The 26,619-nt window shown below is 70.8% G+C and carries 29 protein-coding genes, 1 tRNA gene and 2 pseudogenes; 17 read left to right on the top strand and 15 right to left on the bottom strand.

Annotation, left to right across the window (positions count from 1 at the left end):
- Positions 1 to 84: 84 nt before the first annotated feature.
- Positions 85 to 327, bottom strand: coding sequence for a hypothetical protein (locus I6J71_RS46970; RefSeq protein ID WP_204092759.1), 243 nt, complete (start codon positions 325 to 327; stop codon positions 85 to 87).
- A 333-nt stretch (positions 328 to 660) separates the two neighbouring features.
- Between I6J71_RS46970 and I6J71_RS46965 the strand changes: the two genes are divergently transcribed.
- Entirely contained in the window at positions 661 to 1,335 is a 675-nt protein-coding gene (locus I6J71_RS46965) for a GAP family protein (protein WP_204092758.1), read from the top strand.
- Positions 1,336 to 1,549: 214 nt separating this feature from the next.
- Here the strand turns inward: I6J71_RS46965 and I6J71_RS46960 are convergent, their stop codons facing one another.
- A complete protein-coding gene (locus I6J71_RS46960) occupies positions 1,550 to 1,993 on the bottom strand; it encodes a hypothetical protein (RefSeq protein WP_204092757.1) in 444 nt (147 codons plus the stop codon).
- 152 nt (positions 1,994 to 2,145) lie between these two features.
- Positions 2,146 to 2,475, bottom strand: a complete 330-nt coding sequence (locus I6J71_RS46955) for an epoxide hydrolase N-terminal domain-containing protein (protein ID WP_239155607.1) — start codon at positions 2,473 to 2,475, stop codon at positions 2,146 to 2,148.
- 838 nt (positions 2,476 to 3,313) lie between these two features.
- Between I6J71_RS46955 and I6J71_RS46950 the strand changes: the two genes are divergently transcribed.
- From I6J71_RS46950 to I6J71_RS46930, 5 genes are all read left to right on the top strand, one after another.
- Positions 3,314 to 3,802, top strand: coding sequence for an alpha/beta fold hydrolase (locus I6J71_RS46950; RefSeq protein WP_204092756.1), 489 nt, complete (start codon positions 3,314 to 3,316; stop codon positions 3,800 to 3,802).
- A gap of 339 nt (positions 3,803 to 4,141) precedes the next feature.
- Entirely contained in the window at positions 4,142 to 4,402 is a 261-nt protein-coding gene (locus I6J71_RS46945; protein ID WP_204092755.1) for a hypothetical protein, read from the top strand.
- A gap of 4 nt (positions 4,403 to 4,406) precedes the next feature.
- Positions 4,407 to 4,655, top strand: coding sequence for a hypothetical protein (locus I6J71_RS46940; RefSeq protein WP_204092754.1), 249 nt, complete (start codon positions 4,407 to 4,409; stop codon positions 4,653 to 4,655).
- A gap of 26 nt (positions 4,656 to 4,681) precedes the next feature.
- Positions 4,682 to 7,423, top strand: a complete 2,742-nt coding sequence (locus I6J71_RS46935) for an FtsK/SpoIIIE domain-containing protein (RefSeq protein ID WP_204092753.1) — start codon at positions 4,682 to 4,684, stop codon at positions 7,421 to 7,423.
- Positions 7,420 to 7,788: a hypothetical protein gene (locus tag I6J71_RS46930; RefSeq protein ID WP_204092752.1), complete on the top strand. Its 369-nt coding sequence runs from the start codon at positions 7,420 to 7,422 to the stop codon at positions 7,786 to 7,788. The genes I6J71_RS46935 and I6J71_RS46930 overlap by 4 nt, the downstream gene beginning before the upstream one ends.
- A 47-nt stretch (positions 7,789 to 7,835) precedes the next feature.
- Here the strand turns inward: I6J71_RS46930 and I6J71_RS46925 are convergent, their stop codons facing one another.
- A complete protein-coding gene (locus I6J71_RS46925; protein ID WP_204092751.1) occupies positions 7,836 to 8,954 on the bottom strand; it encodes a trypsin-like serine protease in 1,119 nt (372 codons plus the stop codon).
- Between the two features lie 222 nt (positions 8,955 to 9,176).
- Here I6J71_RS46925 and I6J71_RS46920 point away from each other — a divergent pair, with 222 nt between their 5' ends.
- Together I6J71_RS46920 and I6J71_RS46915 are read left to right on the top strand one after the other, a co-directional pair.
- Positions 9,177 to 9,410: a hypothetical protein gene (locus I6J71_RS46920; RefSeq protein ID WP_204092750.1), complete on the top strand. Its 234-nt coding sequence runs from the start codon at positions 9,177 to 9,179 to the stop codon at positions 9,408 to 9,410.
- Positions 9,391 to 9,588, top strand: a complete 198-nt coding sequence (locus tag I6J71_RS46915) for a hypothetical protein (protein WP_204092749.1) — start codon at positions 9,391 to 9,393, stop codon at positions 9,586 to 9,588. The genes I6J71_RS46920 and I6J71_RS46915 overlap by 20 nt, the downstream gene beginning before the upstream one ends.
- Here I6J71_RS46915 and I6J71_RS46910 read toward each other — a convergent pair.
- Positions 9,585 to 10,067, bottom strand: a complete 483-nt coding sequence (locus tag I6J71_RS46910; RefSeq protein WP_204092748.1) for a hypothetical protein — start codon at positions 10,065 to 10,067, stop codon at positions 9,585 to 9,587. The two genes, I6J71_RS46915 and I6J71_RS46910, sit on opposite strands and share 4 nt — an antisense overlap.
- 184 nt (positions 10,068 to 10,251) lie before the next feature.
- Complete coding sequence (locus I6J71_RS46905; protein ID WP_204092747.1) at positions 10,252 to 12,747, bottom strand: endonuclease/exonuclease/phosphatase family protein; 2,496 nt, start codon at positions 12,745 to 12,747, stop codon at positions 10,252 to 10,254.
- A gap of 105 nt (positions 12,748 to 12,852) precedes the next feature.
- On the opposite strand from I6J71_RS46905, the gene I6J71_RS46900 reads away from it, so the two are divergent.
- Positions 12,853 to 13,890 (top strand): CapA family protein, encoded by a 1,038-nt coding sequence (locus I6J71_RS46900; protein WP_204092746.1) that lies wholly within the window; start codon positions 12,853 to 12,855, stop codon positions 13,888 to 13,890.
- A 332-nt stretch (positions 13,891 to 14,222) separates the two neighbouring features.
- On the opposite strand, the gene I6J71_RS46895 is transcribed toward I6J71_RS46900, so the two are convergent.
- The gene (locus tag I6J71_RS46895) at positions 14,223 to 14,651 is read right to left on the bottom strand and encodes a limonene-1,2-epoxide hydrolase family protein (RefSeq protein WP_204092745.1); all 429 of its coding nucleotides are present in this window, start codon (positions 14,649 to 14,651) and stop codon (positions 14,223 to 14,225) included.
- Positions 14,648 to 15,269 (bottom strand): annotated as a pseudogene (locus I6J71_RS46890) (TauD/TfdA dioxygenase family protein). The gene I6J71_RS46895 and the pseudogene I6J71_RS46890 overlap by 4 nt, the downstream one beginning before the upstream one ends.
- A 584-nt stretch (positions 15,270 to 15,853) precedes the next feature.
- Between I6J71_RS46890 and I6J71_RS46885 the strand changes: the two are divergent.
- Both I6J71_RS46885 and I6J71_RS46880 read left to right on the top strand, forming a co-directional pair.
- Positions 15,854 to 16,153 carry a hypothetical protein gene (locus I6J71_RS46885; protein WP_204092744.1) on the top strand — a complete coding sequence of 100 codons (300 nt, stop codon included), beginning with the start codon at positions 15,854 to 15,856 and terminating at the stop codon, positions 16,151 to 16,153.
- Entirely contained in the window at positions 16,153 to 16,725 is a 573-nt protein-coding gene (locus I6J71_RS46880; protein WP_204092743.1) for a hypothetical protein, read from the top strand. Before I6J71_RS46885 ends, I6J71_RS46880 begins: the two co-directional genes overlap by 1 nt.
- 109 nt (positions 16,726 to 16,834) lie before the next feature.
- Here the strand turns inward: I6J71_RS46880 and I6J71_RS46875 are convergent, their stop codons facing one another.
- Both I6J71_RS46875 and I6J71_RS46870 read right to left on the bottom strand, forming a co-directional pair.
- Positions 16,835 to 17,584, bottom strand: a complete 750-nt coding sequence (locus I6J71_RS46875) for a class I SAM-dependent methyltransferase (RefSeq protein WP_204092742.1) — start codon at positions 17,582 to 17,584, stop codon at positions 16,835 to 16,837.
- A 423-nt stretch (positions 17,585 to 18,007) separates the two neighbouring features.
- Positions 18,008 to 18,808 carry an SAM-dependent methyltransferase gene (locus I6J71_RS46870; RefSeq protein ID WP_204092741.1) on the bottom strand — a complete coding sequence of 267 codons (801 nt, stop codon included), beginning with the start codon at positions 18,806 to 18,808 and terminating at the stop codon, positions 18,008 to 18,010.
- A 124-nt stretch (positions 18,809 to 18,932) separates the two neighbouring features.
- On the opposite strand from I6J71_RS46870, the gene I6J71_RS46865 reads away from it, so the two are divergent.
- A complete protein-coding gene (locus I6J71_RS46865; RefSeq protein ID WP_204092740.1) occupies positions 18,933 to 19,634 on the top strand; it encodes an alpha/beta fold hydrolase in 702 nt (233 codons plus the stop codon).
- A 74-nt stretch (positions 19,635 to 19,708) separates the two neighbouring features.
- Here I6J71_RS46865 and I6J71_RS46860 read toward each other — a convergent pair.
- The 3 genes and pseudogenes from I6J71_RS46860 to I6J71_RS46850 all read right to left on the bottom strand — a co-directional run bounded on the left by I6J71_RS46860 (position 19,709) and on the right by I6J71_RS46850 (position 20,784).
- Positions 19,709 to 19,795, bottom strand: a tRNA-Ser gene (locus I6J71_RS46860).
- 57 nt (positions 19,796 to 19,852) lie between these two features.
- Positions 19,853 to 20,278, bottom strand: a pseudogene (locus tag I6J71_RS46855) (nucleoside deaminase); the annotation flags it as partial.
- A 23-nt stretch (positions 20,279 to 20,301) separates the two neighbouring features.
- On the bottom strand, positions 20,302 to 20,784 hold the full coding sequence (locus I6J71_RS46850; RefSeq protein ID WP_204092739.1) for a tRNA adenosine deaminase-associated protein: 483 nt from the start codon (positions 20,782 to 20,784) through the stop codon (positions 20,302 to 20,304).
- A 77-nt stretch (positions 20,785 to 20,861) separates the two neighbouring features.
- Here I6J71_RS46850 and I6J71_RS46845 point away from each other — a divergent pair, with 77 nt between their 5' ends.
- Positions 20,862 to 22,094 carry a M20 family metallopeptidase gene (locus I6J71_RS46845; RefSeq protein WP_204092738.1) on the top strand — a complete coding sequence of 411 codons (1,233 nt, stop codon included), beginning with the start codon at positions 20,862 to 20,864 and terminating at the stop codon, positions 22,092 to 22,094.
- Positions 22,095 to 22,799: 705 nt separating this feature from the next.
- On the opposite strand, the gene I6J71_RS49610 is transcribed toward I6J71_RS46845, so the two are convergent.
- Both I6J71_RS49610 and I6J71_RS49605 read right to left on the bottom strand, forming a co-directional pair.
- The gene (locus tag I6J71_RS49610) at positions 22,800 to 23,288 is read right to left on the bottom strand and encodes a phospholipase domain-containing protein (RefSeq protein ID WP_239154315.1); all 489 of its coding nucleotides are present in this window, start codon (positions 23,286 to 23,288) and stop codon (positions 22,800 to 22,802) included.
- A 315-nt stretch (positions 23,289 to 23,603) separates the two neighbouring features.
- Entirely contained in the window at positions 23,604 to 24,644 is a 1,041-nt protein-coding gene (locus tag I6J71_RS49605) for a phospholipase C (protein ID WP_239154314.1), read from the bottom strand.
- A 50-nt stretch (positions 24,645 to 24,694) separates the two neighbouring features.
- Here I6J71_RS49605 and I6J71_RS49600 point away from each other — a divergent pair, with 50 nt between their 5' ends.
- From I6J71_RS49600 to I6J71_RS46825, 4 genes are all read left to right on the top strand, one after another.
- Positions 24,695 to 24,955 (top strand): hypothetical protein, encoded by a 261-nt coding sequence (locus I6J71_RS49600; RefSeq protein ID WP_239154313.1) that lies wholly within the window; start codon positions 24,695 to 24,697, stop codon positions 24,953 to 24,955.
- A gap of 44 nt (positions 24,956 to 24,999) precedes the next feature.
- Positions 25,000 to 25,467, top strand: coding sequence for a heme-degrading domain-containing protein (locus tag I6J71_RS46835; protein WP_204092737.1), 468 nt, complete (start codon positions 25,000 to 25,002; stop codon positions 25,465 to 25,467).
- Positions 25,468 to 25,550: 83 nt separating this feature from the next.
- On the top strand, positions 25,551 to 26,012 hold the full coding sequence (locus I6J71_RS46830; RefSeq protein WP_204092736.1) for a dihydrofolate reductase family protein: 462 nt from the start codon (positions 25,551 to 25,553) through the stop codon (positions 26,010 to 26,012).
- On the top strand, positions 26,009 to 26,590 hold the full coding sequence (locus tag I6J71_RS46825) for a dihydrofolate reductase family protein (RefSeq protein WP_204092735.1): 582 nt from the start codon (positions 26,009 to 26,011) through the stop codon (positions 26,588 to 26,590). Before I6J71_RS46830 ends, I6J71_RS46825 begins: the two co-directional genes overlap by 4 nt.
- Positions 26,591 to 26,619 lie beyond the last annotated feature (29 nt).

Here is a 26,619-nt window from a genome sequence, read left to right as displayed (position 1 = left end):
TCAGCCTCACCGCCGGTCTCAACACGTCCGCCCAGGGCGTTCCCATCACCGCCGTCATCCGGTTTGAGTGACAGACGACTGGCCTCAAGCGGCGACCTGCGCAGAGCTGATGAACCAGGAGCCCGACTCGACGTCAACCGGTTCGTCAACCCAAGGCTGCACGATGGCTGCGATCTCGGCGGTCATCGGCCACACGTTCATGATCCAGCCCTCGGGCGTCATCTCGACCTGCCCGCGCAACGGCTCGATGACCTCTGGTGGCAGGTCCCACGACCGTTCGAGGAACTCGCCCGCACCGAACTTCTCCACCATGTTGACCACAAGCACCGCGCGACAATAGCCATGGCCACCCACCGGCGGCCTTCGTGATCGGCAAGGCAGCCTTGGCCACCTTCGGCGCTTCCTCGCCTCCGTCGGCTCGGTCTGCAGTGACCTCCGGTGCCTCGCCTTCCCCGGCGATTTGCGCTCTCCGCCTCTTTCAGCGCAGTGCGGATGGCCCTTCGGCACCAGCCGGGCGCGTTCAGCGGGCAGGACTGACGCCGCGGGGAGGATTGCGCCCCGTGGGGGCCCGGGGCACAGTGATTCGAGTCCGCTCGCGTCACCCGGCCGGGGATGGGCGACCGCGGGGACGATCCCGACACGCGGTCCGCAGGGAGGGCTGTGAGTGCTGAAGCGGTGGTGCTGGGGCTGCTCTGCGCGGTACGGGCGATACCGCTCGCGGTGGTCTATGCACTGCTGAGGGCGCGCAACCCACGGCGGTTGCTTGCGGCCTACATCACGGCCGGAGCGATCGTCAGCCTCGCGGTGGGTATCGCGGTCGTGGGCTGGCTCGACGCGCGCGCCGCGTCGGCCGGGTCGTCGACCGCGCGCGAGGTGGTCTACGTCGTGATCGGGGTCGGCGCGCTGTCCTACGCGGGCGGTTTCTGGAGCGGCCGGATCGGCAACGGCTCCGCGGACCGCCCGAGCCGGGGGCTGACGAACCCCGACGGCGCCGTCGCCCGGTGGCTGCGCAAACCCACGGTCGCCGGCGCGCTGGCGTCCGGCGCGCTGACGAACCTGCCCGGACTGTTCTACATCGCTGGGCTGGCCGCGATCCTGGAAACCGCACCCAGCCTGCTGAACAGCGTCGTGCAGGTCGTCGTCTTCAACCTGTTGCGATTCGCCGTCCCGGTCACCGCGCTCGCCTTGCTCGCCCTGCGGCCCGACACCACCCGCACGGTGATCGATGCGATCCACGACTGGGCCCTCCGCCACAGCCGGCCGGTGGTCACCGGCGTGTTCGGGGTGGTGGGGATTTACCTTTCCGTCAAGGGAGTGGTGGGCTTGCTGGACTGAACGGGCCGGCCCTCCAGGCTGGTGTGCCACATCTCGAAGTGTCCAATGAACCGACCGCAACCCGGCACGCACCTCGGCGGCGAACAGCTCCGGCTGCTCCCAGGCGGCGAAGTGGCCGCCCTTGTCGAGGCGGTTGTGTGGATAAGGTGGGAATAAGCCTCCTCGGCCCAGCTCCGCGGTACCTGGTACAGCTCGTCCGGGAAGACGCTCACCGCTACCGGGAGGGAGACGCCCTTCGGGTCGAAGAAGCCGAGCTTGTTCTCCCCGTACAGCCGTCCCGAAGAAACCCCGTGTTCGTCTGCCAGTAGTGGGTGATGTTGTCGAGCACATCGTCTCGGGTCAGGCCCTCGGCCTGTCCGTCGAAGGCGCGGGCGATCAGCGCCAGGCCGGCCGAGTCGTGGTCCAGCATCCAGGCGGCGAGGCCGATGGGTGAATCCGCGATCCCGTACAGCGTCTTCGGGTGTGTGCCCATCTCGAGGGCGTAGGCCACGTCGGTGGTGAAGAACTCCTTCAGCTTCTCGTAGAGGCGCGTTCCCTCGCCGGGCAGATCGGACGGCGCCGGGCCGCCGGACTGGACGGCTTGTGCGACGTCGCGCCGGACGGCTCCGGGGAAGTTGGTGTGGATGGCGATCAGCCCCGCAGGCGCTTGTGCACCCATCAGATCGACGATCTGCCCGCCCAATCGCCAGTGGCGACGTAGCGGTCGTACCCCAAGCGCTCCCTCAGCTCGGCCCAGGCGCGCGATGTGCTCGGGGCCCCAGCCGGTGGGGTCCGGCTTGCCCGAGTACCCGTAGCCGGGCAGCGACGGGATCACCAGGTGGACAGCGTCCGCTTCGCTCGCGCCGTGCGCCGTCGGGTCGCGAGCGCACCGATGATCTTCAGCTGCTCGATGACGGAGCTGGGCCAGCCGTGCGCGACGAGCAGCGGCAACGCGTACTCGTGTTTCGAGCGAACGTGGATGAAATGAATGTCGAGACCGTCGATCTCGGTGATGAAATGTGGCAGTGTCTTCAGTTTCTCTTCGCACCTGCGCCAGTCGTACTCGTTCGCCCAATAACGCGCGAGCGCGTGCATCGTCGCGAGCTGCACGCCTTGCGAAATATCCGCGACGGGCTCCTTTTCAGGCCTGCGATCTGCCAGGATGCGCGCACGCAGGTCAGCGAGATCCGCTTCGGGGTCTCGATCTTGAATGGCCGGATGGCTTGGGCGTGTACCGTCCTTTCCGTCGTGACAGACATGCGTCTTCTCGGTTGAATGTGTTTGGTCGGCACAAGGTCGGTGAGTGGCCGGCGGAAGCGACGGAGAAGCCGAGCGACCGGAAAGCGGAGCGGGAACTCAGCCCGCGCCCTTGCGAAGCCCGCGACTATGCCATCGGAGCACCGGCGTTCCCCCACCCGAAACGAGTGATACGCCGGTCGATAATGGCCGAAGCGAGTACCTGAAAAGCACTCATGACGGTTGTCACGGCACAACTCCGGTTCAGGTGGACCGCGGGCCACTGTTCTGCCGAACCGGTTCGCGGACCGAGCCGAGCGGAATTCGTCCCCTGATGATCGAACAGCCGGACGAGTGAGCCACGCCCCGGCGGGCGAACTTCCCCCGGATCGGACTGCCACTGTTTCGACCGGCCGCTGTCTCGCGGTTCGTCGTCGCAGCCCGCGATTGCCCGTCCCGCTTGGCCGATCGTCGCGGCCCACCGGGCACCGGCAACCGCAAGCGCCCGCACTCCGTTGTGGGTAGTGGGTCAACGGTCTCACCCGGGAGTGCGTGATGGAGTTCGTCCTCGTCCACGGTGCGTGGCAAAGCGAATGGGCCTGGGCCGGTGTCGCCGCCCGGCTGAGGGAGGCGGGGCACCGCGTGCTCGCACCGACGCTCCGTGACGCGGAAGCCGGCAACCCCGAGCGTGCCGCTGTCACGCTCACCACGATGGGCGAAGGGCTCGTCGAGGACATCCAGGCGGCGGAGCCCCGGCCGGTTCGTGCTCGTGGCGCACAGCGCGGGCGGTCCCGTCGCGCAGTTCGCGGCGGACCGGCTCGCGGAGAAGGTCAAGCGAGTGGTGTTCGCCGACGCGTTCGTACTGCGCGACGGCGAATGCGTGAACGACCTGGCGCCCCGGGAAAACGTGGCCGAAGGCGAGGCGGCGAAGAACGCCGACGGCACCATCCCGGTGCACCCCGAGACGTGGTCGGAGCTGTTCACCTACGGCGCCGCGACGGCAGCGCCGCTCGTGCCGATCCCCGCGCGCTGGGTGACCGACCGCGTCGCCCTCCCGCGGTTCTGGAAAGTCGAATTACCTTCCAGTTACGTGTTTTTCACCGACGACCGCTCCGCACCGCGCGCCGCGTTCGAGGCCTTGACGGCCCGGCTCGGCGACCCGCGGCGCGTGGAGTGCGCGGGCCCCCACGAGGCGCTCCTGACGCATCCCGAGGGCGTTGCCGAAGCGTTGCTGGTCGCTTCGAAGGACTAGCGACGGGGTAGCCGAGGACTGGCGGAAGCCGTCGCGAAGGGACCCGCTACGCTCCTTCGCAGACTTGATCGTAGAAGTTCGGAGAGGTTCATCGGTGTCACGAATACCGGCCTGACCTGGGCGCGGCCACTCGCGCGCGAACCTCGAAACCCGCAGGTCACCAAGGCTGGAACACGGCTCGAGGCTCACGCACGCGAGGCCCGCCCCCTAGGCCCCGGACGTCACCCGCGTCCGGGGCCTTGTCGATTCTCCCCGCGTTCCTCACTTACCGAAGACACCTGATCACGCTAAGTTTGTATGTGGTCGTTCCAGCCCCGACGCACCGAGGAGTCCGCCCCCATGCCCGGAGTGGAAGAGATCCGCGCTGGCATCGCACTCGCGAACGAGAAAGCGTCCGCGAGCATCGCCGCCTTGCAGCAGGCAGCGCAATCTCTCGAAGAGGCCCAGCTGTCGCTGTCGCAGGCGACGCAGGGCAGCAGCCAGCACGAGGTCAACCAGGCCCACGGCCTGCTGGCCGAAGCGCTGAACGGGATCACCGGGATGCAGAGCACCATCCAGGCCTCGATCTCGTCGGCCGACTCCTACTCGAGCCGGCTGTAGCTCCATGTCGGGACTCGCCGAGATCCACCAGTTGCTCACCGCCGCGCAGACCGGGCTCACCGACGGGCGCGCCCACGCCGAGCGGGCCAAGTCCCTGCTCGGAGACGCCCGCCGGGCGCTCGTCGACGCGCAGGCGAAGGCCGATCCGTGGCTGCCGACGCAACTGGACCAGGCCGACGAGGGACTCGACCACCTCCTCACCCGCCTAGCCGCCGCCGACGACCTGGTGAGCGGATACCAGTCACGCCTGTAGGGACGACCGCGTCATGAGCGACACCGATGGCCAGTAAGTCCGCCGAGCAGCGCAACCGCGTGCAGACGGCCCTGGACCGGGTCCGGCACCAGATCGGGCTCGTGCTCGGTGCTGCCGCCGGCGCCCGTGAAGCGGCCGAGGCCGAGGTGGCGCGGCTCGCGCTCGAGCAGGAAATCGTCAAGGTCGGCATGAACCAGGCCGACACCGAACAGCAGACCGAGTGGGCGCGCCACCCCGCCGCGCACGAGGTGTTCGCGTCGCTCGGCGCGGTGCGCAACGCGTTCTACACCGACTGGAGCTCGGGCCCGGGCGCCCTGCGGGACCTGGTGGCGGCCGCTGCCACGGGGCCCGCGGGGCGGCCGCCGAGCGAGTGGCTCGGCCGGGTGGGGACCAACCCCGGCATCACGGCGCCCGAGCTGTGGCGCGTGGGCTCGGCGACGGCGGCCGGCCGCGACATCTCGCGGACGTTCGACGTTGCCGTGCCCTTGCTCGACGAATCGCACCTGCAGATCACGTCGGCGCCGAAGACCCGGCCGGTGATCGACGGCATCGTGCAGAACCTGCTGATGCGCGTGCTCTCGACGTTCGAACCGGGTGCGGTGAAGATCCACCTGTGGGACATCGGGCAGCTCACCGCGATCCTGCCCGACCTCTACCCGCTCAGCCGGACCAGCGCGCTGTCGCTGTACGACCCGACGCGGCTGGAGGACCTGCTCGACGAGCTCGCCGGGCACATCCGCCGCATCCACGCCACGGGCATGCAGGCCGGCCACACGTCGCTGCGTGAGCTGCGCCGGGCCAGCGGCCAGCGCGTGGAGCCGTACCGGATCGCGGTGCTCTACGGCAACGGCGAGACGCTGGAACCCGAGCTGGCGCGCGACCTCAAGCGCGTGGCCAGCGGCGCGCTCGCCGCCGGGATCTGCCTGATCCTGATCGACGTGCCGACGGCTGTGAGCGCGTCGGTCGAATCGCTCAGCCTCGTCGACGAGCGCCGCGCGGTGAGCAGCATGACGGGCACCGACCTCGTCGTGGACCTCGACCCGCCGCTGCCCTCGGGCCAGGTGATCCGCGCCGCGGGCCGGATCGCGGAGGCGCTGATCGCCAAACAGGGCGGGCCGCGGTCGTTCGCCGACCTGCTGCCGACGGAGTTCGGCCAGGAGAGCTCGGCCCGGGAACTGCGTGCACCCGTCGGGTTCTACGAGGGCGAAGCCGTCGAGGTCGTGATCGGCGACGCGAGCCCCCACGCGCTGATCGGCGGCCCCAGCGGTTCGGGCAAGACAAACTTCCTGTACGCGCTGCTGGGCAGCCTCGCCGCGCGCTACTCGCCCGACGAGCTGTCGCTGTACCTCCTGGACTTCAAGGAGGGCGTGTCGTTCGCGGGCCTGGCGCCCGGGCGCAAGGACGCGAGCTGGCTGCCGCACGCGCGGCTGGTGGGCGTCAACGTGAACACCGACCGCGAGTTCGGCCTGGCGCTGCTGCGGTTCCTGGCCGACGAGCTGCGCCGTCGCTCGGCGGCGGCGAAGGAGCACGAGGTCACTAACCTGGCCGACCTGCGCGAGCAGGACCCGGGCGGGCACTGGCCGCGGATCGTCGCCGTGATCGACGAGTTCCAGTACCTGTTCGCCGGTCGGGATCAGGTCACGGCGACGGCGACGCAGCTGCTGGAGGACATCGCGCGGCGCGGGCGGTCGCAGGGTATCCACCTCGTGCTGGCGAGCCAGGACGTCGCCGGCATCGAGGCGTTCTGGGGCAAACCGGCCGTGTTCGAGCAGTGCACGCTGCGCATCGCGATGCCGAAGGCGCGGCGCGTGCTGGCGGAGACCAACAACGCGGCGGTGTCGGCGCCGAAGTGGCACGCCGTGATCAACCACGACTCCGGTGTCGCGCACGGCAACCTGCTGGCGCACATCCCCGACGCAAGCAGCCGCAACGTGTTCGTGGAGCTCCAGCACAAGCTGTGGGAGCTCTACTCGGGCCGGTTCCCGCGGCCCCGGCTGTTCGACGGCGCGCACTCGCCGGTGCTGGAGCAGTTCCCGGCCTACACCGAGCTCAAGCCGAACTCGCGGCCGCGCGCGCTGCTGGGCCAGTCGATCGACGTCACGGAGTCGGCGCAGGGAGTGGAGCTCCCGCGGGCGCCGGGCCGCAACGTCGCCGTGCTGGGTGGTGCGTCGGCCGAAGCACTGTCCATCATGGACTCGGCGGCGCGGTCGCTTTCCCGCCAGTTCGAGATCGGCGAGGTCGAATTCGTGCTGCACTGCCCCATCGAGGCGTGCGCGCCGGCCGTGCTGGAGCTGACGGAGCGGCTGCGAGCCGAGGGGCACGTGGCCGAGCTGGTGGAGGACCTGCCGGCTTCCCTCGGCCCGATCGTCGAGTCCGGTTCGGACGGTCCGTCGCGGATCCTGTTGCTGTACGGCGTGGACGCGGCCTTGCCGGCGCTGGAGGCCAAGGAGCCGGGCCAGCTCAAGAGCGGGCTCGACCACCTGCGCACGGTGCTGAAGACGGGCCCGGGCCACGGCCTGCACACCATCGGCTGGTGGCGCAGCATCGCGCGGCTCAAGGACACCCTCGGCTTCGGCGGCACCGACGACATCGGTACGTGGGCGGCGCTCGACGTGCAGGGCAACGAGCTCTCGCCGTTCGCCGCCGGGCAAGTCGTGCACTGGTCGCCGCGGCCGGGGCGCGCGTTGTTCTTCGACCGCACCACACACGGTGCGCCCGAGGTGATCATCCCGTTCCAGCGGCCCGAAACCTCCGGAGAGGCGACATGACGGACGGCGGCAGCGCGGCCATGCGCTACAAGGAGATCGTCGGCCTGGCCCGCGGTTCGGCCGACAACCTGCGGGCTTGGGAGCTCGCCCGGGCCGAGGAGATCGAGCACCAGCTGGCCGACGCCCACGCGGCCGTCGCCGCCGCGAAGGAACGCGAGGAGAAGGCCGCCGAACGCGCGACGCGCTGGTGGAAGATGGCGCTGCACAACGTCGCGCGCCTGAACTTCGTCGAGGCCCTCGACGACCCGCAGCCGGTGCCGACCGCGCGGCCGCAGTACCTGGACCGGTACCTGGAGGAAGTGAAGCCCTCCTACCAGGAGCTGGTGCAGGCCGTGCTGGCACTGGGCTGGCGGGCCAAGCGCTGACCGAAGCGGCCGAGGCGGGCGGGTGGCGCCCCGGCCGCCTTGCCCGGTCAGACGACGTCGCTGTACAGCAGGACGGTGCCGCCCGCCGTACTGGCGGTGATCCCGCAGTTCAGTTTGTGGCCGGACAGATCCGGGGTGACGGTGAGCGTGGGGCTCGTCGCGCCCTCGACCGGGACGTAGAACTCGAAGCCGTTCGACGGGTCGACTTTGTTGTAGTACCAGGCGTAGTCCGCCTTCGCCGGCGGCGTGCTCCACTTCGGAGCTTCGCAGGTGAGCGTAGCGCCGGCGGCCTTGGTGCCCGTGATGGCCGGCTCCGTGTCCGCCATCGGCGCGAGCGGGGGCCGGGGTTGCGTCAGGAACGAGCGCATCGCGGCCGCGTCGCCGAACCCGTCGACGGTCGGCTCACCGCACTGTTTACCCGCGGTCTCGCCCGCGAAGCTGACGATGCCGGCGAGCCGGTCGCCCAACGGCGTCTTCTCGACCAGCGGCCCTCCGCTGTCGCCGGGGCAGACGGTCGCGGTGCCCTGCGTGCACAGCACCGAGGGGCCGTCCAGCATCGCCGGGTCGGCCAGGCCCGCGGCGCACGTCCGGTCGTCGATCACGCTCAGCCGGGCGTGCTTGAGCTGGTCGCCCAGCGCGGCCGTCGGGTCCTTCGGGTCCGGTGCCTTGGTGAGGCCGTGGCCGTAGACGTCCACAGTGGACCCCGGCTTCGGCGCGGTGCGCGCCACCGGCAGCGTCGGCACGCCGAACACGGGGTGCGCCAGCTTGATGACCGCGGCGTCTTCGGCCGCGCTCGACTTCTCGAAGCTCTGCGGGTCGAGCGGCGACGGGATCAGCCGGAACGCCGGATCCACCGACCACCCGGCGATCGGCACGACCCGCCCTGGCTCCTGCGACAGCGTCCCGCCGCCGAGGTGCACCTCGAGGTGGGTGGGGTCCCCGTGGTCGAGGCAGTGCGCCGCCGTCGCCACCCGGTCGGGGGCGATCAGTGCGCCGCCGCAGCTCTCTCGCTGCACCAGCGGCTGGTCGCCCTTGAACGTGATCGTCGCCATCCACGGCGCCGCCCCGGCCTGGGCGGGTTCCCCGCCGGACACCGCCAGCGCCGGGGCCGCCACCGCCGTGCCGGCCGCCAGGACAGCGGCGCACACGGTCAGAATCCTCCGCATCGGACCTCCTTCGTCGTTGGTCCGAACGTACGAATCCCGGCCCACCGCGGACAACGCTCGCCGGGGTGATCACGCCGTACGCCTTTCAGCGGATGGTTGCGCGCCGATCGGCCAGTTGTTCCAGGCCACTGCGTCGGTGACCCGCGCACAAGAATCGCCAGTACGAGATGGCCCGGTTCCTCTGCCTGGCCCACGCTGAATTCGAGGTGGAGGACCTACCAGATGTACGAGGCCCAGCAGCCAACATCGACTCCACCGATGCAGCCGAAGGACAAGAGCATCCGTGTCACCGTGATCAGTCTCGTCGGCACGCTGGGGACAGCGTTGATCGCAGCTGTGTCATCCAGCATCACCAGTTCGGTGCAGCACCAACCCACCGCAAAACGCGCCGTCGAGCCCCCCAGCCTCGACTGCCACGGCGGAGAAGGCAGTGCAGGTGACATTCAAGCTGGATGATCCACCTCAGCTACGCCACGACGTTCGGCCCGGACAACCAGTCACGGCAAGCCTTCAACTCGGCGCAGCACACGAACTGGCAATCACCTGCACCGGCAGCCTCGAGCTCGAATCGGTGTGCGACATCGAGGGGCAGTTCGTCATCGATAACCCGACGCTGTCCGCCTGGCTCGGCTAGTTGTTCCAGGCCACCGCGTCGGTGACCAGGCAGTCGGCACTCGCGACCTTCACGGTCAACCGGAACGGACGGCCCTTGGCCGTGTTGCCGCAGACGATGCTGCCCTCGTGGAGAAAGGGCAATTCGGTGCTGCCATCGGCCCCGGCCAGGGTCTGGCAGTCATCGCGGCCGGGGAGGCCGTGGTCGACCCAGTTGCGCAGCCGGGTGCCGCCCGCGGTGTGCAGGTCGCCGACGTCGATCGATCTGAGGTCGCTCTGGTCCGCGGTCGCGGGTGGATTCCGGTCGAGGTTGACGGTGCCGAACGTGACCTGGCCCGAGGAGCCGACGGCCGGGTCCGCGGGTGGCTGGGATTCGGTGGTCGCAGCCCGTGCAGCCGGGTGGTTCTCACCGCCTGCCGTGACGGTGACCGTCGCGGTCGGCGGCGCTGGGCTGCTGCCGGGGGCGCTGGCCCGGCCGACGAAGAACCCGGCCCCGGTCAACGCCGTGATCAGCGCGGCGATCGCGGTGATCCACTGGTGCCCGAGCGTGCCCCAGCCGGGTCTTCTTGGCCTTGGCCTCGTCCGCCACCACGCCCCGTCCGTAACCAGCCGCCGGATTGTAGCCAGCCGGCGGACACACCGAAGGCCACCGTCGTGAAACGGTGGCCTTCGGCCGCCCGGGAACCTACTTGCGTGGAGCGGTCCGCCCCAGCAGCTGGTCCAGGTAGTCCAGCAAGTCGTTCGCCAGGTCTTCCGGCTTGTTTCCCGCCGAGGGCCGGAAGCGCACGATCTGCGGGTCGTGGTCGCTCGCCTGGTCGGCGAACTCCGCGTTGATGTGGACGACGTCGTAGTCCACGCCGCGCAGCGCCGGCGAGGCCAGGATGTGGTCCAGGACCTGCGACTGGCCCTCGAAGACGTAGCTGTAGCGCTCGGCGGCCGGCAGCGTCGTGATGAGGTCCGTCAGCCCGCCGGACGTCAACTGGGCCAGCGCCGGCGAGAACTGGTAGTCGTTCAGGTCACCGGCGACCACGACGTTCGCGTTGCGGTCGGCCGAAAGCAGCTGCGAGACGAACCCCTGCAGCACCGTCGCCTGCTTCTGGCGCTGCACCTCCGAGCTGCGCACCGGCGGCTGGAACCGCCCGTGCGTCGGCTGGTCGCCGCCCTTCGAGTTGAAGTGGTTGGCGATCACGAAAACCGTGCGGCCCCGGAAGACGAACTCGCCCGCCAGCGGCTTGCGGCTGTCGGTCCACGCGTCGTTGGTGGGGTCGACGCGGCCCGGGGACTGCGTCAGGTGCACCTTGCCGTGGTCCTTCACGACGCCGGCCGAAGGCGTCGAGCTGCCGCCCGGACGGTCCACGAAGGACACTCGCGCCGGGTTGAACAGGAAACCGACGCGGATGTTGCCGCCCGGTTCGCCGCCGTCCTGGTCATTGGCCGGGTCGATTTCGCGCCACTGGTAGTGCGGACCGCCCGCCGCGACGATCGCGTCGGTGAACTTCTCGAGCGTCACGTCGGCCGTGACGACACCGTCGTCGGTGGCGCCGTCGTTGTCCTGGATCTCTTCCAGGTTCACGATGTCCGGGGCCGCCAGGTTGTCGACGACACCGTGGGCGAGCTGCGCGAACTTCGTGTCCGGGTCGGACGGTGCGAGGTTCTCGACGTTGTACGTCGCCACCGCGAGCTGGCCCGGGCGCTGCCGCGCCGTCACTTCCTTCTGCAGGTGGTTGTCCTTAGCCGGACCCAGCTGCGACGCGAAGAGCGTGTAGCCGCCGAAGCTGCTGTACTCCACCGGGCCGGCGGTGACGCCGGTGAGCACGTCACCGGTGTTGACCTTCGGGAACGGCTGCTGGTCGAACGGGATGATCGACTGGACCTTCAGCACCCCGGTGTTGATCTTGTCGTAACCGAGGTAGACCGTGCCGCCGCGCGGCGTCGGGTTCTGCTGCGGCTTCGTGGTCACGTACAGCTCGTCGAAGTCGTTGCTCGGGCCGACCACGCGGGCGTCGGAAATGCTGATGATCTCGCTCTCGTGCGACTCCCAGAAGTCCAGCGCGTACTTCGCCGGCTCCAGCGGCAGCGGCTCGATGTTGCCGCCGGCGTTGGGCGCGAGCACGTCCGGCACCATGTCCGGCGTGATCTTCGTGGGCGCCGGCAGGGGGTTCTCGTGCGAGCCGGCCGTCCACTGTGCACTGGAGAGCTCGGTGAGCGACTGGTAGTTCGACGTGGCCGGCGCGTCCGGGTAGAACTCCTTCACCGTGCCGGCCGCGGTCACCGCGTCGCCGACGGCGACGGCGGGCGAGGTCGAACCGGTGAACACGAACAGGCCCTCGCTGGTGCGCGGATCGCTGTCGGGGTTCGGGTCGGTGAGCCAGAACCCGCGCGACGAGCCGAAGGTGCGCACCGCCGTGACGATGCCCGTGACGTCGCTGACCTTCTTGTCCTTGAACGGCGAGACCCGGGTGGTGCCCTGGATCTCGTGGATCTTCGCAGGCGTGCCCGGGTCGACGGGGCCGGTGTCGCCACCGGCGGTCTCGCCCTTGGCGTTGGTCGGCGTCGGGTCGCCGGCGCTGAAGTCCGCGCTGTTGTCGTCGGTGTCGGCGAGCGAAGCGGCGCGCGAAGCCGACGTGGTGTTCGTCAGCGCCGGGGCGTCCGAGCCTTCGCGTACGACGGCCGAGCCGAAGCCCACGAGGTCCTTGACCTGGGGATCGGCGGCGCAATCGGCGGCGGTCTTGCAGGTGAGCGCGGTCGTGCCGGTGACGAGCGCGACGGTGCCGGCGGTCGCGGACATCGCGATGTTCCCGCTCGCGTCGGGCGTCGGCAGCGCGACCGTGCCGCCGCTGCCCTTGCCTTCGCCGACGAGGTAGCGGCCCCCGGCGGCCACCGAACCGGCGAGCTTCGTGACCTGCCAGGTGCTCGACGCGCTGGGCGAAGCCGGCAGGTACTGGACGCTGTAGCCGTCGAGCGCGAGCGGCGCGGTGCCGCGGTTCGCGAGCTCGATGAAGTCGTTCGTGATCGTCGCGCCGGCGTTGCCGCCACCGCCGTACACCTCGGTGATGACCGCGTCCGCGCTGGGTGCGGCCAATGCGGCGGGAGCGCCGCCGACGACTAGACCAGCAACGGCGGCGGCGGTCAGCACGCCCTTTCTTCGACCGGATATGGTCACCCTGAGTCCCCTTTGCATGAACGGTCGACGCATCGTCCCCCGAACAAGCGAAGGCAAGGAAGACTAAGAGGCAACGATTCGTAACGAGTTCGCGGAATTACCTCCGAGGGACGGGTTGACAAAATGATCTCTCTCGTACTCGGCGGCGACGTCAACGTTCAAGGCAGAACGGAACCGAAAACGGCATTCCGAGCGCTGATCCCGTTGCTGAACGGCGCCGACCTGCGGTTCGTCAACCTCGAAGGACCGCTGTCCGGATCGATGAGCGACCACGGCGGTCTGGACATCCCGCACAAGCCGAATTGGCGCCATTCCGCCCCGGAAATGGTCGGCGCGCTCACCGGGGCCGGGATCGACGTGGTGTCGGTGGCGAACGACGTGACGTACCCGCCGGGAGCCGCGCTCGCGAGCCTGTCGGTGCTCGAGCAGGCCGGGATCGCGTACTGCGGCGCGGGCGCCAACCTCTCCGCCGCGCACACGCCGTCCGTGCTCGAACGGGCCGGTCGCCGCGTCGCGTTCCTCGCGTACACGTCGCTGTGCTGGCCGATCGGGCAGGAGGCGAAGGCCGACTCGCCGGGCGTCGCGGCGGCCGGCGCGTACACGTCGTACCAGCCGGACCCACGGGTGCTCGACGTCCCGGGCCGTCCGCCGGTCGTCCACACCACTCCGGTCGCCGCGGACCTGGAGCGCCTGGTCGCCGACGTGCACCGCGCCCGCGCGAGCGCCGAGCACGTGGTCGTGTCCATGCACTGGGGGCTGCCCGGCGACGAGCTGACCGAGTACCAGGTGACCTACGCCCACGCGATCATCGACGCCGGCGCCGACCTCGTCGTGGGCCACGGCCCGCACAGCGTCCAAGCGGTGGAGGTCTACCGCGGCCGCCCGATCCTCTACAGCCTCGGCAACCTCGTGTTCGACTGGCCCGCGATGCACGGCCGCCACGTCGACGGCCTGCTCGCCGGCTGCCTGCTCGGCGAGCAGCCGCGGCTCGAGCTGATCCCGGTGCGCCGCGGTGAGGACAACGAGTGCCTGCCACTCGCGGGCGAAGCCGCCGCGACGGCGCTGCGGCACGTCGCCGAGCTGTCGGCTCGGCGCTCGACGCGCGTGGTGGTGGGCGCCGGGATGGGGACCGTCGAAGGGCTTGTCTCGCCGAAGCGGTGACGGCATCCGCGCTGGTCGTCACCCGGACGGCCCATCTGCCTTAAATGCAGCTCAAGCTTTGGCACGGGTGGTTTGCACCGGGAGTACCTTTGGTCGCGAGCCGACGAGAAAGTGACCCAGGCCACTTCCCCGCCAGCTCACGGGGTGCCACCGCGTGGGGGAGGCGACACGATCACATGGGGGTTGATCGTGCTCGGCTTGCGCGGTGCCGCGCCTCGCTGGGGAACGCCGCGGACGCGGGATCATCCCGCTTCTCCCGCGACCGCGGCGTCCGGAGCTTCGCCCCGGGGGTCTCGGGAGTGGTGCGGCCGTGGTGATCCCGGCCGCACCACTCACGAGCGGTACTTGCCGATCAGCGTCTTCGCCCCGGTGACTGCCGCGCGGCCGGCGCCCTTCGCACTCGCGGCGAAGAGCGTGGTCCAGTCGAAGTAGTCGCGCCACAGCACGATCCGGCCGTTCTCGACCTCGAACGTGCCGCACACCCAGAACTCCGCCTCGAACGAACCGCGGCGCAGCACGTCGGTGCGCTCCGTGAGCACGACGTTGCCGTCGGCGGCGATGTGGTGCGTGCGCGCTTCGAACCCGGTGCCGAACCGGGTCAGCAGCCGCAGCTGCTTCTCCACGGCCGCGAGCCCGCGCGCGGCCGGCAGCGGCACGTTCTGGTAGGTGATGTCGACGGCGACGAGGTTCAGCGCCCGGTCGATGTCGAGATCCTCGAGGGCCTGCAGGAAAGCGGTGACCACGGCCTTGGGTTCGGTCATGGCTCCAGGTTAAGCCCGTAGGGCCGGTCTCCGATGATGGCGACGCGTTCGGCCACCCGGGCGTGGGGGTGGTAGTCGTTCACGGCGTAGTGCTGGGTGGCGCGGTTGTCCCAGAACGCTACGGCGCCGGGGGTCCAGTGGAACCGCACCTGGTACTCGGGTGTGTGGACCTGCAGGAAAAGGTAGCGCACGAGCCGGTCGCTCTCGGGCTTCTCCAGCCCGGCGATGTGGGTTGTGAAGGCCTGGTTCACCGAAGAGCGTCCGGCGGCCCGTCTCCGGGTGGACACGCACCACGGGGTGCTCGACCGGCGGGAAGCGGTCCTGGTGCGCGGCCAGCAGCTCCGGGTCGGTGAAGCGGGCGAACCCGGGCACGAAGTCGTGGACGGCGGTCAGGCTGTCGATGCGTTCGCGGACGTCAGCGGGCAGGTTGTCGTAGGCGGCGGCCATGTCGGCCCGCATCGTGTCGCCGCCGGCGGGCGGGACCTCGACCAAGCGCAGCACGGAGCCGAGCGCGGGTTCCGGACGCCAGGTGACGTCGGTGTGCCAGATGTTCTCGAAGCCGGGCGTGGCGGCGCCGCGCGTGAAGCGGACGACCTCATCGCTGTCGCCCTGCGCGATGAACGGGTTGGTCTCCAGCTCACCCCACTGGCGGGCGAACGCGCGCTGTTTCTCCGGGCTAGCTCGGCGCGCAGCCGGGGGGTCGATGACGCTCCGAGGTCGACGCCCTGAACCTCGGCCCCGATCACCCGGGTGAGGGGACGGAGCGTGAACAGCTCGTAGGGGCGTTCTTCGACGCCCTCGGGCAGACGGCGCAGCACACGCGGGCCTTCGAGGAGACCGTCGGCGGGGGTCGTGGCGGTGCGCGGGCGGGCAGGCAGGTCGAGGGTCACGAGCGGCTCCCGTGGTCGGTGCTTCGGCTTGGTTGAGCGGAATCCGGCCTACGCGGGAGGGGAGCCGAGCCGGCCGCGGCGCAGCAGGAGCGCGACGACGCCTTCGCCGGCCGGCTTCGCGGCGGACGGGAGCGGAAGGTGCGCTGGCACAGGCCCGATGATCATGAGCGGGGGGTGAAGGCAACTCGCTTCACGATGTGGGACCGTCCTACGCCCGGCCGAATGACCACACCGGACGTGATGAGGTTAGATCTCCCCCTACAGGGTGACGAGGTGGGGGCCTGGCCACTCACGGAAACGGGGAGGTTCCCTTTGGCGAGCTCGACGAGTGAGCGGCTGCGCGCCGCGGCCGAGTCGCTGGACAAGGCCGCGGCCGACGCCGACCAGGCGGCCGGCCGGTTCGCGGAGGCGCGGCTGGAGTCCACGCCGTTCGGGATCTCCGCGCCGGCGCGCGAACTGGCCGCGCGCTGGGAAGCCGCGCTCGCCGCGCGCGACGTCGACGCCCGCGTCCTCGGCGACGCGACCTCCGACCTCGCCGGCCGCCTGCGCATGGCGGCAGGTGGCCACGCGGGGAAGATCCGCCCCTCGGTGGCGACGGCGCTGTTCACTTGATGCCCTTCCTCCACCCCGCCCTCGAAAACGCCGCAGCGACGCTCGAGCCGCTGCGCAAGGCCGGCGCGCGCTTGGGCGGCCCGGACCCCGTCGCCGCGCTCCGGCAGATCGACTGCTCACCCCCGGCCATCCGCGAGTCCGCCCGCACCCTCTCCAGCGGCCGCGACGTTCTCGTCACCGCGCGCCTGGCCTTCGAAAGCGGCGCCCACCGCGCGGAACGCCGCTGGGGCGGCGAGCCGGCCGCGTTGTTCCGGGCGCGAGCCGACGAGCTCGACGTGCACTACCGCCAGGCCGCCGAAGCCGCTGCCCGGACCGCCGCCGTCGGCCTGGACCTGGCCGATTTACTCGACCGCCTGGCCTCCGAGACGGCCGCCGAGGTCATTCGCATCGCCGGCACTGCCGTCGCCGCCGCAGTGGCTGTCGAGGCCGGGGACCGGTCCGCGGAGGTGGTGGAGCCGGTGCTGGCGGCCTGTGCGGCCGTGGGGCGCGCCGTGGAGGCCGGGGTGACGACGATCGCGGAGACGATCTCGTTCCTCGAGCCGTTCGGCACGCCGGTCCTCCCGTTCGACTGAGCCTCGTGGCGCTACCGGCGATGCTCCGGTCGGCTGAACCTCGCCGCGCCCGCGGTGCGACCAGGCTCTGCGGCACTACCGCCGCGTTCGGCCCGCACCTCGGCCGGTCTCACCCCTCGACGGCCTCCAGGACGAAGAACAGGAAGCTCAGAAAGGTTCCGGAGGGAAAGTTCGCAAGCTCGTCGGGGAAGAGTTCGCGGGCTTCCGGTGCCGGGGGCGGTTCGCTGATGACGGCTGTGCGGAAGCCGGCCGCGGTGAAGGCGTCGGTCATCGCGTGCAGTGGCCGGTGCCAGTAGGTGAGCACGGCCTTCTGGCCGTTGAAGGTGTACTCCTCGGACCACTGGGCGGTGGTGAAGTAGCTGGCTTCGGGATGCTCGACTTTGAAGAGGATGGGGTGGTTGACGACCACGATCAGCCGGCCGCCTGGCTTCAGCAGGCGCCGCAGCTCGGCCAGCGGTGCGGTCCAGTCCTCCAGGTAGTGCAGCACCAGGGCCGCGATGACATCGTCGAACGCGCCGTCGGGATACGGCAGCGGACTGGTGATGTCGGCGACCCGCAGGTCCGCCGCGTCGCCGAGCCGCCGCCGGGCCAGCTCCACCATCTTGGCGCTGCGGTCGAAGCCGGACACGATGGCGCCCCGGTCGCGCAGCGCCGCGGACACCGGGCCGGAGCCGCAGCCGGCGTCGAGAATCCGCCGACCGGCCACCGCCCCGGCCAGGTCCACGATCGCGGGCCGGGCGTAGTAGGCGTTGATGAGGCTGGTCTCATTCTCGGCCGTATACGCTTCGGCGAAGCTGTCGTAGTCGTTTTCCACGGCCACGTCGGCAGCCCCGGCAGGGCTCTCGGGCTTGGCAGGCATGTTTCCGATACTGCCGACTGATCAACCAGGACGCCACGAGATCACCTGGACCACCGGGCGGCCGCTCGGGCAGCGCGGCCCTCGGACAATGCGACACCTCAGCCGCCGCGCCCGCACCGCCACACGACCAAGCCTTGCGGCCCGACCACCGCGGTCGGCCCACGCCGAGACCGGCGGACCACGCCACTACGCCTTACGACTCAGCTCCGTGACACTTGCGCCGTGTTCCCGCCTGCCCGCCGACCGTGCGTGGCCGCAGCCGTTCGACTGAGTCGCCGGCTGGCGCTCGCCCGCGGGCTTGGCCAGTGCCGCCCAGCCTGAGCCGGGCCGCGGCCTCGTGCGTCCGGGCGTTCGTCCGGGCCGGCGCCCGACGTCCTGCTCGGCGTTCGTGGCCGGCGCCGTCGTCCGAGGGCGCCGGCTGGGCTACCGCGTCCCGATGACGAAGCCGCCGTTCGTGGTGTCCAGCGGCCGGCGACCGTACTCGGCGGCGAGGGCCTTGACCGTAAACGTCTCCGGCCGCCAGCCGTGCCGGGCCAGCCACTCCGGTGCTTCGCCGCCGAGCCCGCCGCGCCACAGCTCGGTCACCCGGCCGCCGACCTTGCGCGCCCGCTGCAGCAACCCGTCGCGGTCGCCCTCAGGCCGGTGCTCGAACGACACGCGGCTCCCCGGCGCCGACAGCCGCGTGACCTCTTCGAGCAGCTGCGCCGCCTCGGCGTGCTCGAGGTAGACCAGCAGCCCCTCGGCGAGCCACGCCGTGGGCACGCCGGCGTCGAACCCGGCCGCGATGAGCTTCGCGCCCCACTCGTCCCTCAGATCGGCCGGCACCTCGATCCGCGCGCACCTGGGCTGGGCGCCACCCAGCACGTCGTCCTTGAACCGCAACACATCCGGCAGATCGAGCTCGGACAGCCGAGTGCCGGGCGCCCAGTCGAGCCGGAACGCCCGCGCGTCCAACCCGGCCGCGAGCAGCACCACCTGGTGCGCGCCGCGCACGAAGTCGTCGAAGAAGCGCGTCCGCACCGCCACCTGCTGCGCGAACACCTCCCTGAGCCCGCCGTCGGGCCGGTCCGCACTCCCGAGCACCGCCCGCCCCGCCACGTAGAACGCCCCGGCGTACGGGTCGTCGAACAACCGGTCCGGCCGCCGCGATTCCAGAGCTCGCAGCGCCGCGACCCCCACGGCGGTTTTGCCGACCGGAGGGAGATCTTGGGGTGCGGAAGCCATGAGCGCAGCGTAGAGATTCTCGGGCCGCGAGAGCCGGAGTTCGTCCCCGGCGGGTGAAGCGGGCGCCGGTCGCCCCAGTGAACGCTCGGCTGTCCAGAACCGACTGTCCGGGAAGGAACCACCGATGGCTCACCGACCGAACATCGTCCTCGTCCACGGCGCTTGGGCCGACGGCTCGTGCTGGAGCGCCGTGATCGAACGGCTGCAAGCCGACGGCTTCACCGTCACCGCGCCCCAGTTCCCCGAAACTTCGCTGGCCGCTGACGTCGCCCGGCTGCGCCAGGTGCTGAACCGCCAGGACGGCCCGACCGTCGTCGTCGGGCACTCGTACGGTGGGCAGATCGTGACCGCTCTCGGCACGGACACACCGAACGTCGTCGCCTTGGTCTACATCGCCGCGTTCGGCCTGGACGAGGGCGAATCGATCGGCGCGCTCCTGGCGCAGGGACCGCCGAGTCCAGCCCTGGCGCACCTCGACATCGACGCGCAGGGGTTCGCGTGGCTGCCCGAGGAAGACTTCGTGAACCACTTCGCGGCCGACGTCGAGCCGCACAAGGCGCGGGTCATGCACGCCGTCCAGCAACCGCTGGCGGCCTCGGCTCTCGAGGAGGTGATGGGCGCGCCGGCGTGGAGGTCACACCCGTCGTGGTTCCTCATCGCCGACGGAGACCAGGCGATCCCGCCCGCGGCCCAGCGCCGGTTCGCCGCTCGCATGAACGCCACGACGGTCGAGTTCCCGACGAACCACGTGGCGATGGTCTCCCACCCCGAGAACGTGCTGCACCTCATCGCGAGCGCGGTCGACGCCGTCCAGCCCGTGGCGTGAGTCGTCGAATACCGTTGACCCCACAAAGCAGAACGCCGGGTGACCCTCGCGGGTCACCCGGCGTTCTGCCTGAGCGGTGGCGGTGGGATTTGAACCCACGGACGGGATTAACCGTCACACGATTTCGAGTCGTGCTCCTTCGGCCGCTCGGACACGCCACCGCCGAGAACAATACCGGAGCCCTCGGGGCGGACGTCGCTGGGGCTGTCGACGGGGATGCGGCGGGCGGCGAAGTACGTCTCGAGCAGCGCAGCGCACTCGTCGGCCAGCACGCCGCCGTGGACTTCCGGGCGGTGGTTCAGGCGGCGATCGCGCACCACGTCCCAGAGGGAGCACACGGCGCCGGTCTTGGGTTCCCACGCACCGAACACCAGGCGGGCCACGCGGGCGAGCACGAGGGCACCCGCGCACATCGTGCAGGGTTCCACCGTGACGGCGAGCGTGCAGCCCTCCAGCCGCCACCCGTCGCCGTGGACGCGGGCCGCCGCGCGCAGCGCGAGGATCTCCGCGTGGGCCGTGGGGTCACCGAGTTCGACGCGGGCGTTGCGCGCCGCGGCGAGAAGCCGTCCGTCCGGGCCGAACACCACGGCGCCGATGGGCACATCGGCGCCTGGACCGCGCGCGGCTTCCAGTGCCGCCTGCACGGCTTCGGTGTCGGCCGGGCGTCTCAGAGCTCGTCCAGCAGTTTCGAGAACTCGGTCGCGAAGCCGCAGCGCTGGGCGATCATCTGGAGCTGCTCGTCGGGGTAGAGATCCACCTCACCGACGATAACTTCAAGCTCGCCGCCCGGCAGCCCGAGATCGGCGAGGATGTCGAGGTCGCCCTCGGGCCAGACGGCGTCGTCGTCCTCGTCGGGCGGGTCGACGCGCAGGACGTCGAGCACGTCGGCGGCGATGTCGTAGTCCAGCGCCGCCGCCGCGTCCGACAGCAGCAGCGACGGCCCGCGCGGGCTCGGCCGGACGATCACGAAGAACTCGTCGTCCACGGCCAGCAGCCCGAACGCCGCACCCGTCGACCGGAGTTTCCCCAGCTCGGTGATCGCCGCGTCGAGCTCCGTGAGCGCCGCGGGATCCAACGCACTGCACCGCCAGCGACCGTCTTCTCGGACCACTGCCATCGCGAAGCCCGTGACCGGCTCTTGCACCGCCATGCGCACACCGTATTCCGCCGCGGAGGCGAACGCACGCACGGTGCACCCGAAGCGTCCCGAGTGCCACTATCGAGGCCATGACCGGACCCACCGACCTGCCGACTCTCCCCGATGCGCGTTACGGCGGGCTGCTCGGCGCCGCGCGGGAGCTGCAGGACCGCACCGTCGAGCTCCGCCGCGCGCTGCACCGTCGGCCGGAGCAGGGGCTGCAGCTGCCCGAGACGCAGCAGACCATCCGCGCGGCGCTGTCCGACCTGCCGCTGGAGTTCACGGCGGGCCGCACCACGACGTCACTCACCGCGGTGCTGCGCGGCGCGCGCCCGGGGCGGGCGGTCCTGCTGCGCGGCGACATGGACGCGTTGCCGCTGCACGAGGACACAGGCTTGGAGTTCTCGTCGGACGTCGACGACTCCATGCACGCCTGCGGCCACGACCTGCACGTCGCGATGCTCGCGTCCGCCGCGCGCCTGCTCGCCTCACGCGTGGACTCGCTGGCCGGTTCGGTCGTCTTCATGTTCCAGCCCGGCGAGGAAGGCCACCACGGCGCGCGGTTCATGATCCACGAGGGCGTGCTGGACGCCGCCGGCACGCGCGTCTCCCGCGCCTTCGGCCTCCACGTCATGCCCAACACGCCCAGCGGCCGCCTCCAGATCCGCGGCGGCCCGATGATGGCGTCCGCCGACACCTTCCACGTCGACGTCATCGGCCGCGGCGGCCACGGCTCCGCGCCGCAGGACGCCATCGACCCCGTCCCGGCGGCGGCCGCGATGGTGGGCGCCCTGCAGACGATGGTCACGCGCCGCATCGGCGTCTTCGACCCAGCGGTGATCTCGGTGACCCGGATCGCCGCGGGGACGACGACCAACATCATCCCCGAGACGGCTGTGCTCGAAGGGACCATTCGCACCCTCTCGGAATCGGCGCGCACGGTGGTCCGCGAGGAGCTGCCGCGCGTCTGTGAGTCCGTCGGCGCCGCCCACGGGTGCCGCGTCCTGGCGGACATCGAACCGGGCTACCCCCCGACCGTGAACGACCACGCGGTGGCCCAGGACGTCCTGGCCCTGGGCCAGACGGTCCTCGGTGCCGCGAACGTCGAGGCCATCCCCCACCCGATCATGGGGGCGGAGGACTTTTCGTATGTGCTGCAGCGGGTTCCGGGGGCGTTCGCGTTCCTGGGGGCCTGCCCGCCGGGCCTGGTGCCCTCGGAGGCCCCCGCGAACCACTCGAACCGGGTGATCTTCGACGAAGCCGCGATGCCGGCCGGGGTGGCCATGCACGCCGCGTTCGCGCTGGACGCTTTGGGGCGGTGAGGGACCGGTCGCGCCTGGGTGCGAACGGTCCGCTCGCGGCGCTTTGGCGCGAGGGGTCCGTTGACGCCTGCGGGCACGACTGGCCCCGCCGCGCCGCCGCGGCGGCACGAACGGTCCACTCGCACACACGCCGCGGCACCAAAGGTCCACTCGCACACCGGTGCGGGCACGACCGGTCCCGCCGCGCCACCGCGGCGGCACGAACGGTCCATTCCCGCAGTCGCAGCGGGCCGAACGGCCCAGTCGCACCGCGACAACCGCGCCCGAGGTCCACTTGCAGGCCGCATGACAGCTCCGGCAGCGACACCGCACCGGCACCGAAGGCCCACTCGCGCACCGCAAACAGCACGAACGGTCCCTCCACGCACAAGCCGCGGTGCTAGAGGTCGACTTACGCACCGGTGCGGGCACGAGCGGTCCACTCGCGCCGCCGCATGGCACGAACGGTCCGCTCGCCAGCCAGCCGGCGTGAAGGGACCGATCGGACCGGCCGTCGAGAGCAATGGGACCGTACACACCAGCCCCGGGAACGACGGGACCATTCGCACCAGCCAACAAGAACGAAGGGACCGTTCGCGCCAACAAGCAGGAACCACCAAACCGTTCGCCCACCAAACGAGCGCGAAAGATCCCCTCGCATAACCGCGGCATGAGAAGTCCCTCCGCAAAAACCACCTCTGTGCGAACGGACCCCTCACCCACACCTCAAGCCGTCCGGCTGGGCTTTCCGTTTTCGAGGTGGCCGGCAAACCGCCGACGCCACTCAGGGTGCCCCACCAAAGACAGCTGAACGTCGTACCAGCCGTGGGCGCCGGCCAGTGCGTCCAGCGTCAGCGTGTGCGAGCCGTGCGCGGCGACCACGAAGCCGGGCCGTCCCTTCACCGTCAGGGTCGCCGGGGAGGAGCCTGAGTTCCTCACCGTCACGGTGAAGACCGGGTGCGCCGCGGGCCCCGACACGGCGGCCGCAACATCCACGCCCGAAGTCGACTTGTCGCCCGCGGCCTCCATCAGGAAGCCGTTCGGCCCGTGCACGGCCACGTCGTACGAAGCGGCGAAAGCGATCTTCCCCGAGCACGAACCCCCGCCGGGAACGTCGAACCGTTGCGAAATTCCACCGGCGTGGTAGGCGTACGAAGACAGCTGCAACCCCGCCGTCCCGTGGTTCGCGGCCGTCAACCCCAACGCGCCGGGCACCCACCGAAAGCGAAGCCACCGGCTGGTAGGGCAACGCCCGCGCCGGAGCCGTCCCCCGCTCCTGTTCCGGCATCGACTGCTGGCCGGGCAACGGCGGCGCCGGCTTCGGCAGCTTCGACTGCGTCCGGTCCGCCTCCGCCCGCAACGCGGAAGCGTCCGGCAGCCGGGGGATCGACCGGTCGGGCTGCCCGAAGTCGAAACAACTCGTCAGGTCACCGCAGATCATCCGGCGCCACGCGGAGATGTTCGGTTCGCGAACCCCGGTCCAGACTTCCAGGAACCGCAGCACCGACGTGTGGTCGAACACCTGCGAGTTCACCCACCGCCGCGGGTCCACGGCGAGATCACCGTCATCGGCACGCGCGGGCCCAGCCCGATGGGCGCCGGCGCACCCGCGCCCACCCCGCCGGGACCGGACGGCTGGTTCACCGGCAGCAGCTCACCCGGCGTCCCGGCCGGGGCGCACGGCGGCCCGATGTGGTCGAAGAACCCGTCGTTCTCGTCGTAGTTGATGAGCACGACGGTGGATTCCCACAGTTTCGGGTTGTCCCACAACGCTTTCAGCACCCGCTGCGTGTACGCGGCCCCGTCGACGGGCCGCGCGGCCGGGTGTTCGCAGTACGCGTAGGGCGCGACGACCCGCGACACGGCCGGCAACGTGCCCGCCTTGCAGTCGGCGATGAACTGCGTCAGCACGTGGTCGACGTCCTTGCCCTGCCCCGAATCCGGCTTCCACCGCGCCTGCAGGCTCGCCCGCTCCGCCAGCTGCTGCTTCTTCGGGTCGGCCGAGGCCAGCGCGTCGTGGTACTGCTGGAACAGCCACAACGGGTTGTCGCTGTAGTCGCCGACGAAGCCGTCGCCGACCTCGTCGTTGGCGTAGACCTGCCAGGAGATGCCGGCGGCCTGCAGGCGCTCGGGGTAGGTCGTCCAGCGGTACACGGGGGTGTAGTCCGCCGGGTTCCACGTGGCCGGCCCGCCGAGGTCGCCGTCGGGGTTGATCGTGCCCGTCCAGTGGTACAAGCGGTTGGGCGTCGTCGGCCCCTGCAGCGAGCAAAAGTAGTTGTCGCACAAGGTGAACGCGCTCGCCAGCGCCCGGTGGAACGGCAGGTCGTCGCGGTTGAAGTAGCTCATCGTCATCTCGGTCTTGGCCGGGATCCACGCGTCGTAGGCGCCGTTGGCCCACGCCTGGTGCGTCGTGCCCCAGTCGGGCGCGAGATCGCCGAGGTCCTGGCCGTCGACGAGCGCGGTGTCGACGTGGAACGGCAGCAGGTCGCCCCCGTCGGTGCGCTTGGGGTCCGGCTGGCGGAACACGTCCCGCTTGGCGACGGGGTCGCCGTAGCCGCGGACGCCCGCCATTGTGCCGTAGTAGTGGTGAACGACCGGTTCTCCTGCATGAGCACTACGACGTGCTCGACGTCGTCGAGTCCGCCGCGCCGCCGCGGGCCCGCCGCTTCGGCGAACGCCCCGCCCAGACCCGCCGCCGCGCCGGCCACCCCGGCGGCCGCCGCGCCGCCGAGCACCGAGCCACGGCTGAGCCGCCCTTCCGCCTGACCCATCCGTGCCTCCTCGTCCGGAATGTGCAGCGTGCTGGGTTGATCAACGCGCACCGAAGCAGGCTTCCGCAGGTCAGGGACCACTTCAAGCAGGCGGATGTGAACCGCGGCTGAATAAGGTAGCAATTAAACAACGGTGTTGTTTTAATATCGGCATGATGACCGAAACCGAACTCGTCCAAGAGCTCCTCGAGCAGGAGAGCCGGCTCGTGTTCACCCGGTTCGACAACGACACCGCCCTCGCCCTGGGTCAGAACCTGCTGGCGGCGGCCCGCGAACGCGCCCTGCCCGTGACGATCTCGGTGCGCCGGGGCGGGCAGCGCCTCTTCCACGCAGCCCTGCCCGGCACGTCCGCCGACAACGACGCGTGGATCGACCGCAAGAGCCGCGTCGTCGACCGCTACGGGCACAGCTCGTTCCTCGTCGGCACGCAGTTCCGCGCGAAGGGCGGGAGCTTCGAAGCAGACTCGCGCCTCGATCCTGACCTGTACGCGGCCCACGGCGGCGTGTTCCCGGTGCTGGTCGCGGGCGTCGGGCCGGTCGGCACCGTCGGCGTTTCGGGCCTGCCACAGGCCGACGACCACGCGTTCGTGGCCGAGCAGCTCGCCGCGTTCCTGGCCGGCTGAAAAAACCGCCCGGCCGGCTTGTCGATTCGGCGGCCCCCTCGTTCGACGGTTCTGCGAAGGCCGACGAACGAGGGAGGTCTCCCATGGGCAAGCTGACCGTCACGGCATTCCTGACCCTGGACGGCGTGGTGCGCGGACCGGGTCTCATCGATGAAGAAATGCACGCGGCGCTGAGCCGCTGGCGCCGCCGCGCGTCGGCGTTCCTGCAGGTCAAGGGCATCGCGGACGACTGTCCCGGCGCCGCCGGCCTGCCGCGGCACGTCGTCGCGGGCGACCTCGCCACCGAGGTCCGAGAGCTGAAGGCCCGCTACGACGGTGAGCTGCAACTGCACTCCACCGGCAGCCTGGTCGCCGCGCTGGAGGACCTCGTCGACGAGTACCGACTGCTCGTCTTCCCCGTCGTTCTCGGCGAGGGTCACCGGCTCTTCCCCGCCGGCGTCCTGCCGCTCGCGTTGAGCCCGTGGTCGACGACCGCGACGAGCACCGGCGTCGTCATCCACGAGTACGCGGCCGCGGGCGCGCCGGCGTTCGGGGCGATGGCATGACCACGCTCACCGTCACCGCGTACGTGTCCCTCGACGGCGTGGTCCAGGCTCCCGGCACGCCGACCGAAGACCCGCGCGACGGGTTCGACCTGGGCGGCTGGCTGTACCCGCACTACGACGCGGTGATGGCCGAGTACGCCGCCGACTGGTTCTCGCGCGCCGACGCGTTCCTGCTCGGCCGTCGCACGTACGAGATCTTCGCGGGCTACTGGCCCTCGGTCGGCGGGTCGGATCCGATCGCGGGACCGCTCAACACGCTGCCGAAGTACGTCGCTTCCCGGACGCTCACGCGTTCGTCGTGGCAGGGCACGGCGTTCCTGCGCGACGACGTCGTGGCGGCGGTTGCCGAACTGAAGGCGGAACCGGGCCGCGAACTGCAGGTGCACGGCAGTGGCGACCTGCTGCGGACGCTGATGGCCGCCGACCTGGTCGACGAATACCGGCTGTGGGTGTTCCCCGTGGTGCTGGGCCGCGGCCGGCGGCTCTTCCCGCCGGGCGCGCCGTCGCGCAGGCTCCGGCTGACCGAGCACCGCGAGACGGGCAAGGGCGTCTCCGTCCAGGTGTACCGGACCACCTGACCCGAAGATCAGGACAACCGACCCGCGCG

The sequence above is a fragment of the Amycolatopsis sp. FDAARGOS 1241 genome, from assembly GCF_016889705.1.
Taxonomy (GTDB): domain Bacteria; phylum Actinomycetota; class Actinomycetes; order Mycobacteriales; family Pseudonocardiaceae; genus Amycolatopsis.
This window is presented reverse-complemented; position numbering and strand designations above follow the sequence as displayed.

Excerpts from the sequence above, each read along its gene's own strand:
- I6J71_RS46960 (WP_204092757.1), bottom strand. The coding sequence starts at position 1,993 with ATGGGTGCACAAGCGCCTGCGGGGCTGATCGCCATCCACACCAACTTC.
- I6J71_RS46945 (WP_204092755.1), top strand. The coding sequence starts at position 4,142 with ATGCCCGGAGTGGAAGAGATCCGCGCTGGCATCGCACTCGCGAACGAG.
- I6J71_RS46940 (WP_204092754.1), top strand. The coding sequence starts at position 4,407 with ATGTCGGGACTCGCCGAGATCCACCAGTTGCTCACCGCCGCGCAGACC.
- I6J71_RS46935 (WP_204092753.1), top strand. The coding sequence starts at position 4,682 with ATGGCCAGTAAGTCCGCCGAGCAGCGCAACCGCGTGCAGACGGCCCTG.
- I6J71_RS46930 (WP_204092752.1), top strand. The coding sequence starts at position 7,420 with ATGACGGACGGCGGCAGCGCGGCCATGCGCTACAAGGAGATCGTCGGC.
- I6J71_RS46925 (WP_204092751.1), bottom strand. The coding sequence starts at position 8,954 with ATGCGGAGGATTCTGACCGTGTGCGCCGCTGTCCTGGCGGCCGGCACG.
- I6J71_RS46920 (WP_204092750.1), top strand. The coding sequence starts at position 9,177 with ATGTACGAGGCCCAGCAGCCAACATCGACTCCACCGATGCAGCCGAAG.
- I6J71_RS46905 (WP_204092747.1), bottom strand. The coding sequence starts at position 12,747 with ATGCAAAGGGGACTCAGGGTGACCATATCCGGTCGAAGAAAGGGCGTG.
- I6J71_RS46900 (WP_204092746.1), top strand. The coding sequence starts at position 12,853 with ATGATCTCTCTCGTACTCGGCGGCGACGTCAACGTTCAAGGCAGAACG.
- I6J71_RS46895 (WP_204092745.1), bottom strand. The coding sequence starts at position 14,651 with ATGACCGAACCCAAGGCCGTGGTCACCGCTTTCCTGCAGGCCCTCGAG.
- I6J71_RS46880 (WP_204092743.1), top strand. The coding sequence starts at position 16,153 with ATGCCCTTCCTCCACCCCGCCCTCGAAAACGCCGCAGCGACGCTCGAG.
- I6J71_RS46875 (WP_204092742.1), bottom strand. The coding sequence starts at position 17,584 with ATGCCTGCCAAGCCCGAGAGCCCTGCCGGGGCTGCCGACGTGGCCGTG.
- I6J71_RS46870 (WP_204092741.1), bottom strand. The coding sequence starts at position 18,808 with ATGGCTTCCGCACCCCAAGATCTCCCTCCGGTCGGCAAAACCGCCGTG.
- I6J71_RS46865 (WP_204092740.1), top strand. The coding sequence starts at position 18,933 with ATGGCTCACCGACCGAACATCGTCCTCGTCCACGGCGCTTGGGCCGAC.
- I6J71_RS46850 (WP_204092739.1), bottom strand. The coding sequence starts at position 20,784 with ATGGCGGTGCAAGAGCCGGTCACGGGCTTCGCGATGGCAGTGGTCCGA.
- I6J71_RS46845 (WP_204092738.1), top strand. The coding sequence starts at position 20,862 with ATGACCGGACCCACCGACCTGCCGACTCTCCCCGATGCGCGTTACGGC.
- I6J71_RS49605 (WP_239154314.1), bottom strand. The coding sequence starts at position 24,644 with ATGGCGGGCGTCCGCGGCTACGGCGACCCCGTCGCCAAGCGGGACGTG.
- I6J71_RS46835 (WP_204092737.1), top strand. The coding sequence starts at position 25,000 with ATGACCGAAACCGAACTCGTCCAAGAGCTCCTCGAGCAGGAGAGCCGG.
- I6J71_RS46830 (WP_204092736.1), top strand. The coding sequence starts at position 25,551 with ATGGGCAAGCTGACCGTCACGGCATTCCTGACCCTGGACGGCGTGGTG.
- I6J71_RS46825 (WP_204092735.1), top strand. The coding sequence starts at position 26,009 with ATGACCACGCTCACCGTCACCGCGTACGTGTCCCTCGACGGCGTGGTC.